8 protein-coding genes are annotated in these 13,003 nt (G+C 35.2%); 5 read left to right on the top strand and 3 right to left on the bottom strand.

Translation table 11 applies throughout. The features are described 5' to 3' along the window. Positions 1 to 2 precede the first annotated feature (2 nt). Positions 3 to 1,013 carry a dipeptide epimerase gene (locus LPC23_RS06350; protein WP_229328943.1) on the top strand — a complete coding sequence of 337 codons (1,011 nt, stop codon included), beginning with the start codon at positions 3 to 5 and terminating at the stop codon, positions 1,011 to 1,013. A 41-nt stretch (positions 1,014 to 1,054) separates the two neighbouring features. Next, on the top strand, positions 1,055 to 1,516 hold the full coding sequence (locus LPC23_RS06345; protein WP_229328941.1) for a DUF1456 family protein: 462 nt from the start codon (positions 1,055 to 1,057) through the stop codon (positions 1,514 to 1,516). 56 nt (positions 1,517 to 1,572) lie between these two features. Here the strand turns inward: LPC23_RS06345 and sucC are convergent, their stop codons facing one another. Beyond that, a complete protein-coding gene (gene sucC / locus LPC23_RS06340) occupies positions 1,573 to 2,766 on the bottom strand; it encodes an ADP-forming succinate--CoA ligase subunit beta (RefSeq protein WP_229323708.1) in 1,194 nt (397 codons plus the stop codon). Positions 2,767 to 3,175: 409 nt separating this feature from the next. Between sucC and gltB the strand changes: the two genes are divergently transcribed. The 3 genes from gltB to lysA all read left to right on the top strand — a co-directional run bounded on the left by gltB (position 3,176) and on the right by lysA (position 10,541). Continuing rightward, complete coding sequence (gltB, locus tag LPC23_RS06335; RefSeq protein WP_229328939.1) at positions 3,176 to 7,693, top strand: glutamate synthase large subunit; 4,518 nt, start codon at positions 3,176 to 3,178, stop codon at positions 7,691 to 7,693. Positions 7,694 to 7,695: 2 nt separating this feature from the next. Continuing rightward, the gene (locus LPC23_RS06330) at positions 7,696 to 9,150 is read left to right on the top strand and encodes a glutamate synthase subunit beta (RefSeq protein WP_229328937.1); all 1,455 of its coding nucleotides are present in this window, start codon (positions 7,696 to 7,698) and stop codon (positions 9,148 to 9,150) included. Positions 9,151 to 9,323: 173 nt separating this feature from the next. Further along, positions 9,324 to 10,541 carry a diaminopimelate decarboxylase gene (gene lysA / locus LPC23_RS06325; RefSeq protein ID WP_229328935.1) on the top strand — a complete coding sequence of 406 codons (1,218 nt, stop codon included), beginning with the start codon at positions 9,324 to 9,326 and terminating at the stop codon, positions 10,539 to 10,541. 56 nt (positions 10,542 to 10,597) lie between these two features. On the opposite strand, the gene pafA is transcribed toward lysA, so the two are convergent. Together pafA and LPC23_RS06315 are read right to left on the bottom strand one after the other, a co-directional pair. Beyond that, complete coding sequence (gene pafA / locus LPC23_RS06320) at positions 10,598 to 12,211, bottom strand: alkaline phosphatase PafA (protein WP_229328933.1); 1,614 nt, start codon at positions 12,209 to 12,211, stop codon at positions 10,598 to 10,600. Positions 12,212 to 12,329: 118 nt separating this feature from the next. Further along, positions 12,330 to 12,992: a TrmH family RNA methyltransferase gene (locus LPC23_RS06315; RefSeq protein WP_229328931.1), complete on the bottom strand. Its 663-nt coding sequence runs from the start codon at positions 12,990 to 12,992 to the stop codon at positions 12,330 to 12,332. Positions 12,993 to 13,003: the final 11 nt, after the last annotated feature.

Raw genomic sequence — 13,003 nt, 5'->3', positions numbered from 1 at the left:
TGATGGAACTGATTTTAAAAGCCTACGACCTCAAATTGAAACATACTTTTACCATTTCCAGAAAGTCAATTGATGTACAACCTTGTGTAATTGTAACTTTAAGAGACGGTAAATTTGCCGGATTTGGCGAAGCTTCTTCCAATCCCTATTATAATATTACGGTACCTATGATGATAGCTGATTTAGAAAAAATCAGATCGATTATTGAATCCTCAGGAACTGAAACCCCAGAAGTATTTTGGACCAAAATATTTCCCTATTTAAAAGACAACTTATTTGCTTTGTGCGCTTTAGACAATGCATACAACGATTTATACGCGCGCAAAAAAGGAAAGAAGTTATATGAATTATGGGGATATACCACTGAAAAAAATCCATTGACAGATTATACTATCGGCATAGCACCTATTGAAAAAATGGTAGCCAAAATGGAAGAATTGCCTTGGCCGATTTATAAAATTAAATTAGGAACACAAGAAGACATAGCCATTGTAAAAGCACTTCGACAACACAGCAACGCCATTTTTAGAATTGATGCCAATTGCGGTTGGGGAATCGATGAAACAATTCGTAATTCAATTGAATTGAAAAAGCTTGGTGTAGAATTTTTAGAGCAACCCTTAAAAGCTGATGATTGGGACGGACATAAAAAAGTTTTTAAACATTCCGCTTTACCTATTATAGCAGATGAAAGTTGTATCAAAGAAGAAGATGTAGCGAAATGCTTTCAGCATTTTCATGGAGTCAATATTAAATTAGCCAAATGTGGTGGAATTACTCCTGGAAGACGCATGATTCAAGAAGCTAAACACTTAGGATTACGAACCATGGCAGGTTGTATGACCGAATCTACCGTTGGTATTTCTGCTATTGCGCATATATTACCTGAATTGGATTATGTTGATATGGATGGTCCTTTACTATTGAGTGAAGATATTGCTAGTGGAGTTACTATGGAATTCGGAAAAATTAGTTATGCAGAAGGTAACGGAACCGGAGTGCATTTATTCTAAATTAAATACTATTTAAATGTACCTTTGTAAAAAATAAAAACATGACCAATAACGATATCTTTAAAAAATTACGTGTCGCTTTGATGCTTCGTGATGACCAAATAGTTGAGATTTTAGAATTAGTTGATTTTAGAATTTCGAAATCAGAGTTAGGCGCTTTCTTCCGTGATGAAAAACACGAAAACTATATGGAATGTGGCGATCAAGTGTTGCGTAATTTCTTGAATGGTTTAGTGATTCATTTGAGAGGAACCAAAGAAAACCCAAAAAATCCTAATGAGGTTTTAGCCAAACACAAAGCTGAAATTCCAAAGAAAGAAAATTCAAAAGATCGACCTGAATTTAAAGCCAGTACTAAAGATCCAGAAAAAGCAAGAGGAGATCAAAAACCTAAATCATTTACTGGAGCAAAAAAACCGTTTAAAAAGAACAACAGTAAAGCTACTCCCAAAGGACAAGTGGTAGAAAAAGTACAATTCAAAAACGGTAAGAAAAATTCATAAAACAAAAAAATCCTGAGCTTTCACTCAGGATTTTTTTTTATAAATTGGTTTTCTAATTAAGAAAGTGCCGCTTGAACTTGGTCAGCTGCTTCTTGGAATTCAACAGCAGATAAGATTGGCATTCCTGAATTATCAATTAATTCTTTTGCAATGGCAGCATTAGTCCCTTGTAAACGAACAATGATTGGCACTTTAATTGCATCACCCATATTTTTGTATGCATCAACTACTCCTTGTGCCACACGGTCACAACGAACAATTCCGCCAAAAATATTGATTAAGATAGCTTTTACGTTAGGATCTTTTAATATAATACGGAAAGCAGTCTCAACACGTTTTGCATCAGCAGTACCACCTACGTCAAGGAAGTTAGCTGGTTCAAAACCTGCATATTTAATTAAATCCATAGTAGCCATCGCTAATCCAGCTCCGTTTACCATACATCCTACTGTTCCGTCAAGATCAACATAGTTTAATCCAACTTCTTTTGCTTCTACTTCAATTGGATTTTCCTCACGGATATCACGCATGTCAGCATATGCTTTTTGTCTGTATAAAGCGTTATCATCAATATTTACTTTAGCATCAACTGCTAAAATTTTATCATCAGATGTTTTTAATACAGGGTTGATTTCAAACATAGACGCATCTGAACCGATATATGCATTGTATAAAGAATCAATGAATTTTACCATTTCTTTAAACGCATTTCCAGAAAGACCTAAATTAAAAGCAATTCGTCGCGCTTGGAATCCTTGTAATCCAACAGCTGGATCAATTTCTTCTGTAAAGATTAAATGTGGAGTGTGTTCAGCCACTTCTTCGATATCCATTCCTCCTTCAGTAGAATACATTATCATATTGCGTCCCGTAGCTCTGTTCAATAAAACAGAAACATAAAACTCAGAAGTTTCACTTTCACCAGGATAATACACATCCTCAGCAATTAAAACTTTATGTACTTTTTTTCCTTCAGCAGAAGTTTGAGGAGTGATTAATTGCATTCCGATGATTTGCTCAGAAATCTCTTCTACTTGTTGTAAGTTTTTAGCCAACTTAACTCCACCACCTTTTCCACGACCACCTGCGTGGACTTGTGCTTTAACAACGTACCAACCTGTTCCGGTCTCAGCTGTTAATTGTTTTGCTGCAGCAACAGCTTCTACTGGACTATTAGCTACAATACCGCGTTGAATGCGAACTCCGTAACTAGATAAAATTTCTTTTCCTTGATATTCGTGTATGTTCATAATTAAGAATTTGTCTGCTTCACTGAAATTATTTTCAGAGTAAAAGTGGTACAAAAATAACAAAATAATACACAAACAATAAATTTTTTTTAATAAAAAAGGGCAATACACAAATAATCATCAATACAATTATAAAATGAGGTCAGTTCATTCTAAATTTAAATTTTTCAGACAAATTTGTTAGAAAAAAATAAATCTGAAAGAAACCTATCCTCTAATGCATAAAACCTAAAATAAAACACTAAAAATTATTACTTCAATTTGTCAAAAGCGTAATTCGAACTAGGTAAAAAAACAAAATCGTCATTTAAAGATGTCTTTTTTAGCATTATGGTAAAAATGAATAGAAACAAGGCTAGTAAGGCATTAACTACCCATAAATCTTTAATTTTGTAAAAAAATAATAAGCATGAGAGTTAAAGAACAAGGCCTTTATTTACCAGAATTTGAGCACGACAATTGTGGCGCTGGATTTATATGTAATTTGAATGGAATTAAGTCGAATGATATCATTCACAAAGCACTTGATATCCTAATTAAATTAGAACATCGTGGTGCTGTAAGTGCTGATGGAAGAACTGGTGATGGAGCTGGAATTCTATTTGATATCCCAGATGCTTTTTTTAAGAAAGTATGTGATTTCGATTTGCCAGAAGTTCGTGAATATGCTGTAGGTATGCTTTTTTTACCAAAAAGTCAAAATCAAGTAGATTTTTGTATCACTACTTTTGAAAGATGTGTTCAAGATCAAAATTTACAAATATTAGGTTGGAGAGATGTTCCTGTAGATGTTTCTAATTTAGGTCAAATTGCAGCAGAAAAAGAACCAACAATCAAACAAGTTTTTGTGGGTAAAAATGGTTTGCAATTGACTGAGCAAGAATTCAATGCCAAGTTATTTGCTGCGAGAAAAATTTCGGAGCATACTATTCGAAACTCCAAAACTTCAGAAAGTCACAGGTATTACTTCACTAGTTTATCGACTACAGTAATCATATATAAAGGTTTGTTGATGCCAGAGGACATTAGTAGATACTATACTGACTTAACAGATACAGATGTAGTTACCCGACTAGCTTTGGTTCACCAACGTTTCTCTACTAACACTTTCCCATCATGGGATTTAGCGCAACCATTTAGATACATGTGTCATAATGGTGAAATTAATACATTAAGAGGAAACGTGAGTCGTATGCGTTCTCGTGAAGAATTAATGGAAAGTCCAGTTTTTGGTGACGATATTAAAAAATTATTCCCAATTATATTAGAAGGAAAATCAGATTCGGCTTCCATGGATATGGTAGTTGAGTTATTGATTATGACAGGGCGTTCTTTACCAGAAGCTATGATGATGGTCGTTCCAGAAGCATGGGAGAAACACCAAACCATGTCGAAAGAAAAGAAAGCGTTCTATGAGTACAATTCTTGTATCATGGAGCCTTGGGATGGTCCTGCTTCAATTCCTTTTACAGATGGAAATGTAATTGGGGCATTATTGGATAGAAATGGATTACGACCTTCTCGTTATACGTTGACAAAAAGCGGATTTGTAATCATGTCATCTGAAATTGGCGTTTTGGATATTGATCCAGAAGATGTAATTCAGCACGGTCGATTAGAACCTGGAAAAATGTTCTTGGTTGACATGAACGAAGGACGAATTATTGAAGACGAAGAAGTTAAAAATGCCGTTGTAACTAAACGTCCATATCAAAAATGGTTGGACGAAAACTTGGTTCAATTAGCAAAAATACCATACACCAATAACCCAATTCCCACAGAAAGTATTGATTTTCATACTAGACAACGTTTGTTTGGTTACACTATTGAAGATTTAAAAACAATCATTAACCCTATGGGGGCCAAAGGAGCTGAGGCCATAAGTTCTATGGGTAATGACACACCGCTTGCTGTTTTATCTGAACAACCCCAACTATTATACAATTATTTCAAGCAATTATTTGCTCAAGTTACCAATCCCCCGTTAGATGGTATCCGTGAAGAGATTATTACAGATATCAGTTTAGCTATTGGCGGTGACTACAATATTTTTGACATTAGTGCTAAACACAGTAAAAAAATAAAAATTCAAAATCCAGTTATTTCTAATGAAGATTTAGATAAATTACGAAATATTGAACATTCTGATTTCAAATCTGTTACTATTTCTACATTATACAAAATAGAAAAAGGAGTTAATGGATTAGAACGTTCTTTGGAAAAATGTGTCCAGGCTACATTCAAAGCAGTAGCTGAAGGCTGTAATATAGTTATTCTCTCCGATAGAGGTGTTACCGAAAAACTTGCTCCAATACCGATGTTATTGGCTTGTTCATACATACACCACACTTTAAACAAATTAGGAGTACGTTCTAAATTCGGCATTATTATTGAATCGGCAGAACCACGTGAACCCCACCATTTTGCTTTATTATTTGGATACGGTGCCAGCGCCATCAACCCTTATATGGTGAATGAGATTATTCATGACCAAGTAAATGAAGGTCATATAACAGGAGTTAAAGCAGATTATGCTATTTCAAATTATAACAAAGCCATCGCAAAAGGAATTGTTAAGATTATGAATAAAATTGGTATTTCTACCTTACATTCCTACAGAGCTGCACAAATTTTTGAAATTCTAGGCTTAAACAAAACGTTTAGTACTAAATATTTCCCTTTCACTCCTTCACGAATTGAAGGTATTGGATTAATGGAAGTTGAAAAAGAAATCAAGAAAAGACATCAAAAAGCGTTTCCTAATTCTAAAATTGCCAACTTATTACCTTTAGAAATCGGTGGTATTTACAGATGGAGAAGATCAGGTGAAAAGCATATGTTCAATCCTACCACTATTGCTAAATTGCAGCAAGCGGTTCGTTTGAACAGCCCTGAAGCCTACCAACAATATTCTGATATGGTTAATAATCAAAGTCAAAACTTGATGACAATTAGAGGATTATTTGAATTCAATAATTTAGACCCTATTTCTATTGACGAAGTAGAACCTTGGACAGAAATCGTTAAAAAATTCAAAACCGGTGCCATGTCCTATGGATCGATCAGTTCGGAAGCACACGAGAATTTAGCCATTGCCATGAATCGAATTGGTGGAAAAAGTAATTCTGGAGAAGGTGGTGAAGATCCAAAACGTTTCCAAAAAGAATTAAACGGTGACTCAAGAAATAGTGCCATCAAACAAGTTGCATCAGGTCGTTTTGGGGTATCAATTAATTATTTGACAAACGCCAAAGAAATCCAAATTAAAATGGCTCAAGGAGCAAAACCTGGAGAAGGTGGTCAACTCCCTGGAGAAAAAGTAGTGCCTTGGATTGCAGAAACAAGAAATTCAACACCTTATGTTGGATTAATTTCACCTCCTCCACACCACGATATTTACTCAATTGAAGATTTATCACAATTGATCTTTGATTTGAAAAATGCCAACCGTGAAGCACGTGTAAACGTAAAATTAGTTTCTGAAGTTGGTGTTGGAACAATTGCTGCGGGTGTTGCCAAAGCAAAAGCTGACGTCATCTTAATTTCAGGATACGATGGAGGAACAGGTGCTGCACCATTGACTTCATTACAACATACCGGTATTCCATGGGAATTAGGATTAGCCGAAGCACAACAAACTTTGATTCTAAATGACTTAAGAAGTCGTGTCGTTTTAGAGTGTGACGGACAATTAAAAACTGGTCGTGACGTTGCTATTGCTGCTTTATTAGGAGCTGAAGAATTCGGATTTGCAACCGCTCCCTTAGTAGCTTCAGGTTGTATCATGATGAGAGCTTGTCACTTAAATACGTGTCCGGTTGGAATCGCTACACAGGATCCAGAATTGAGAAAGAATTTCAAAGGAACTCCAGAACATGTCATTAACTTCATGTATTTCATTGCTGAAGAGTTACGACAAATTATGGCGCAATTAGGATTTAGAACCTTGAAAGAAATGGTAGGTCAATCACAAAAATTAAATGTAAATAAAGCAATTGATCATTACAAAGCCAATGGTTTGGATTTATCAACTATTCTTTACAAACCAGAAAAAGCGAGTGTAGTTCCAAATCACAATACTACAACCCAAGATCACGCTCTAGAAAACGTATTGGATTTTGATATTATCAAAGCTGCTATTCCTTCTATTTATAGAAAAGAAAAAACAAGAGTTACTTTCAATATCAAAAATACGGATCGTTCAGTTGGTGCAATTTTAAGTAACGAAATTTCTAAAATATACGGTGCACAAGGCCTTCCAGACGATACGATCTTAGTAGACTTTACAGGTTCTGCAGGACAAAGTTTTGGAGCTTTTGCTACGAATGGATTGTCATTCAAAATCCACGGTAACTGTAATGATTACTTAGGAAAAGGACTTTCTGGTGGTAAATTAATTATCAAAGTGCCACCAACAGCAACTTTCAAACCAGAAGAAAACATCATCATTGGTAACGTTGCCCTTTACGGTGCGATTACAGGTGAAGCCTACATCAACGGTATGGCAGGAGAACGTTTTGCGGTTCGTAATTCGGGTGCAACAGCAGTTGTAGAAGGAATTGGAGATCACGGTTGTGAATACATGACGGGTGGAAACGTAGTCATTTTAGGCAAAACAGGTAGAAACTTTGCAGCGGGTATGAGTGGTGGTATTGCTTACATATACGACCCTGAAAGAAAATTCGATGCAACCGTTTGTAATATGGAAATGGTCGCTTTCGAAGAAAACGAAGCAGAAGATATTACAAAATTGAGACGTTTGATTAAAAATCATTCTATGTATACCAATAGCCCATTAGCAAAACGAATTTTAGCGGATTGGGAGAATCAACAAAAACACTTTATCAAAGTGATGCCAACAGATTACAAAAAAGCATTACAAAGATTGGCAGAAGAAAATAAAGTGGAAGAATTAATAGCGCAATAGTCATGGGAAAGATAGGTGGATTTAAAGAATACAGTAGAGCGGACGAAAGTAATATCGCTGTAGCAGAACGTGTTTCTAATTACAACGAATTTACAGTTCCGTTATCGAAAGAAAAAATAAAAGAACAAGGTTCAAGATGTATGGATTGCGGCATTCCGTTCTGTCACAGTTCCTGTCCGTTAGGAAATTTAATTCCTGATTTTAACGACATGGTGCACCAAGAAGAATGGGAAAGTGCTTTAGCTATCTTGCAATCAACTAATAACTTCCCTGAATTTACTGGAAGATTATGCCCTGCACCTTGTGAAAAATCATGTGTATTAGGCCTTATCAAAGAACCAGTTGCTATTGAAAATATTGAGAAAAATATTGTCGAAAGAGGCTTCGCTGAAGGTTGGATCAAACCACAAATTCCTACACAACGTACTGGTAAAACAGTTGCAGTTGTAGGTTCTGGACCAGCAGGTTTGGCTGCAGCACAACAATTGAACCGTGCGGGTCATACCGTAACCGTTTTTGAAAGAGACAATGCTATTGGAGGTTTATTGCGTTACGGAATTCCTAATTTCAAATTAGAAAAAGCAATCATTGACAGACGTGTTGCTATTTTAGAAGCAGAAGGTATTACTTTCAAAACAAATGTTCACGTAGGTGTAAACTTCAGCGTTGAAGATTTGAATGCGTTTGATTCTGTTGTACTTTGTGGTGGAGCTACTGAAAGAAGAGGATTACCGACCAAAGGAGCTGATGCTAAAGGAGTCGTTCAAGCAATGACCTTCTTAACTCAACAAACTAAAGTGGTAATGGGAGAATCAATTCAAGACCAAATTGTAGCTACTGGTAAAGATGTAATCGTTATTGGTGGTGGAGATACAGGTTCTGACTGTGTGGGTACTTCTAACAGACAAGGAGCTAAATCAGTAACTAACTTTGAGATTATGCCAAAACCACCAGTGGGAAGAAGCGAATCTACTCCTTGGCCTTACTGGCCGTTACAATTAAAAACATCATCTTCTCATGAAGAAGGTTGTAACAGAAACTGGTTGATTAACACCAAAGAATTTATTACCAATGATAAAGGCGAATTAACTGCTTTAAAAACAGTGGAAGTAGAATGGAAAATTGTTCCAGGACAACGCCCTGAGTTAATTGAAAAAGAAGGTTCAGAAAAAATCTGGCCTTGCGATTTAGCCTTATTAGCACTAGGATTTACTGGTCCTGAAAAAACATTGAGCGAGCAATTAGGCATTGAAACTGATTTAAGAACGAACTATAAAGCTACCAACTACAAAACTAATGTACCTCACATTTTCACTGCGGGTGATATGAGAAGAGGACAATCATTAATTGTTTGGGCTATCTCTGAAGGGCGAGAAGCTGCAAGAGAAGTAGATTTGTTCTTAATGGGTTCAACCAACTTACCTACAAAAGGAAACGGAGATTTACCAACACTATAACTAAACCAACAACACAACTCTCCGATAATCCCTTGATTCATTTCAAGGGATTTTTTTTGTAAAAAAAGGACTTAATGTTGTAAATTAAACATTTTGTTATATTTTGTTAAACAATCTTAATTTACTTGTATGAAGAAAATAAGTACTCTAAATTTGTACAAAATTTATATCCAATGCAAGGAAAAGACTTATTACAATTAGCAGAGCAATTTGGTAGCCCCTTATATGTTTATGATGCCGAAAAGATAGAATCACAGTACAACAGATTGACTAAAGCGTTTTCCAAAGTTGATACACTTCGTATTAACTATGCTATGAAAGCTTTGTCAAATGTTGCAATTCTTCAATTATTGAGAGATAAAGGAGCCGGATTAGATACGGTTTCTATTCAAGAAGTATTATTGGGATTACATGCAGGTTATTCACCTGAAAAAATATTCTTTACCCCAAATGGTGTTTCATTAGAAGAAATTGAAGAAGTGGCAGCAATGGGAGTCCAAATCAACATTGACAACTTGTCCATTTTGGAACAATTTGGAACAAAATATCCAGAAACTCCAGTTTGTATTCGTATCAATCCTCACGTAATGGCAGGTGGCAACACGAATATTTCTGTAGGGCATATTGATAGTAAATTTGGAATTTCAATTCATCAATTGCCACACTTAATTCGGATTGTAGAGAATACAAAGATGAATATTGTTGGCGTTCATATGCATACTGGATCTGATATTTTAGATATCGAGGTGTTTTTGTATGCAGCTGAAATCTTATTTGATGTAGCTAAAAATTTCAAAAAATTAGAATTCTTAGATTTTGGTAGCGGTTTCAAAGTACCTTACAAGAAAGACGATATTGAAACAGACATTGAAGAATTAGGTAAAAAATTATCCAAACGATTCAATGATTTCTGTGTAGAGTATGGTAAAGATTTAACATTAATCTTTGAACCTGGAAAATTTCTAGTAAGTGAAGCAGGCTATTTCTTAGCTAAAGTAAACGTAGTAAAACAAACTACCTCTACTATTTTTGCAGGAGTTGATAGTGGATTCAACCATTTGATTCGTCCAATGTTGTATGGATCACAGCACCACATCGAGAATATTTCTAATCCAAAAGGCAAAGAGCGTTTCTACTCTGTTGTCGGTTATATCTGTGAAACAGATACATTTGCCAATAACAGAAGAATCGCCGAAATCAATGAAGGAGATATTCTTTGTTTCAAAAACGCAGGAGCTTATTGTTTCTCCATGTCATCGAATTATAATTCAAGATACAAACCCGCAGAGGTTTTATGGATGAATGGTGAAGGACATTTAATTCGAGCGAAAGAAACCTTTGAAGATTTATTACGCAATCAAATACCGTTGCCAGTCGCTGCAACTGTTTAATAAAAAAATCCCGTTCTGAACTAGAACGGGATTTTTTGTTCAAGACTGTTTTTCTTTTATTTTCCCAACAATTCTTCTAAAACTTCTGAATCCGTTCCATTAGGAAATGGGATTTTCAACATTTGAGAAAGCGTAGGTGCAATTTGGGTAATCTGTTTTTTAGAATACGAATTCCCTTTTGGCACGTGCCAACCATAAAAAAGCATGGGTACATGAGTATCGTAACTATTCGGCGAACCATGAGTTGTTCCAGTTTCAATGTACTGCATATAACCTGCTTTATCTAAAAGAACTAGATCTCCATTTTGTTTTGGATCATAGCCTTTAGCGATAAAACTCAAAAAATAGTCATCTCCAGTCGAAGCTAAAATTTCTTCTTCGGTATAAACTCTTTTCACATGCTCTTGAGTCATTATGAAATCTTTAAAAATTTGTTTCACTTTAACTAACTCTAAGCTCTTATCTTTCAATATGTTTCTATCAAAATACAAATTGAAATTAGAATAATTCAACACTACATCGGTACCAAAAGTAGCAACTGAAAATTTTCTTAAAGCACTTTCAATTCCTCTTGATGGCACATTTTTGACGTTGTATTTATTATCTTTCAAATAATTAGAATTTTCTGCACCAGCATGGTCCGCTGTTAAAAAAACCAAATAATTATCTTTCCCAACTGTCTGATCCAAGTAAACCAACATTTTTTCAAGCGTTTGATCTAATCGTAAATACGTATCCTGCAACTCCATAGAACGAGGTCCAAAAGTATGTCCTACATAATCTGTAGAAGAAAAACTTACGGCTAAAAAATCGGTAAAATTGTCTTTACCCAAACTTTCTTTTTCAATAGCTTTAATTGCTAAATCCGCCAAGATATCATTCCCAAAAGGAGTAGAACGCAATACATCGGCTCCTTTTTCATCGTATATTTTCTTTAAATTATAAGGAAAAATAGGTTGGCTTGACTTGTCAATTTTTCCTTCGTATGGATTATCATCTACTAAACTTTCATCATAAGTAGCGATAGGTTTTAATAAATTCCAACCACCATTAATGTAGTTCATATAACGCTTTTCATTATTAAATTGAGTAACCCAATCTGGTAAATTAGCGCCGTAAAATGTACTAGAAATAAAATCCCCAGTTTTACTATACCAATAGGCATTATTAGCAAAATGACCTGCAGGCAAAATAGCGCCACGATCTTTTATGCTCATTCCGATGACTTTCCCTCTAAAATTAGTAGCCATTCGCAATTCATCTGTAATTGTTGTGGTCAATAAATTTCTTGGAGACATAGCACCCTCTTTATCCGTCCCTCCTCCTATTGTTGTAACAGATGCATCATCAGTGCAATATAATTCTTTTCCAGTGGCACGATTAAACCATTCATTCGCAACAATACCGTGACTTGAAGGTGTTGTCCCAGTATAAATTGACGCATGCCCTGGAGCAGTATAGGTTGGCGCATAATTGTAATGCATATTGTGAAAAGTATAACCTCCGTTCATGATTCGTTTGAATCCATTTGCAGAAAAGTCGTCTGAAAAACGGTACAAATATTCCATTTTCATTTGGTCCACTACAATTCCAACTACCAATTTAGGACGCTGCTGCGCTTGAACATTCAAAACAAAACTAAAAGTTAAAAACAAAACTAATTTCTTCATACTTAATAAATTTATTACACAAATTATATTACCAAAAATACGGTTTAAATTGGACAACTATTTTCAAAAAGAGAGTTTCTGACTAAATTTAATTAAAAAATAACATCAAATTAAGAATCTATCTTGGATTTTCCTCAAAATAACGTTGTTCAATGCGTTTGATGTCTTTGATGGAATTTTTGGCCCAAGCCAATCGTTTCTCCAAAATTTCGTCTTCAGATAATTGCCAATTAATATCCGAATTACGTAGTCTGTTGGTCAAATTCTGAATGATAATCGCAGCCGATACAGAGATATTCAAACTCTCTGTAAATCCGACCATCGGAATCTTTAAAAAACCATCGGCTTCGCGCATAATTTCTTCTGACAAACCGTCGATTTCGGTTCCGAAAAACAAAGCGCTAGGTTTCGAAATATCAAAATTTTCTAATAAACAATCGTTCTCGTGTGGTGTAGTCGCAATGATTTGGTATCCTTTATTTCGTAAAGTGTGAACGCAAGCAGAAGGCGATTCATAAGTATTGATGTCTACCCATTTTTGAGCACCCATTGCAATTTGTTTGTCGATACTTTTTCCGTAACGTTGTTCGATTACGTTCAATTCTTGGATTCCAAAAACTTCGCAGCTTCGCATTACCGCACTGGTATTGTGCATTTGAAAAACATCCTCCACTGCTATTGTAAAATGATTGGTTCTATTTTTCAAGACATTCAAAAAGCGCTCTTTTCGATTGTCTGTCAAAATATTTTCAAGAAAATTAAGGTAATCGATATCAATCATTGTCTCATTTT

Origin of the sequence: Flavobacterium ammonificans, assembly GCF_020885975.1 — a bacterium.
GTDB lineage: Bacteria > Bacteroidota > Bacteroidia > Flavobacteriales > Flavobacteriaceae > Flavobacterium > Flavobacterium ammonificans.
Note: the sequence above shows the minus strand (reverse complement) of the source record. Positions and strands in the feature narration are given on the sequence as shown.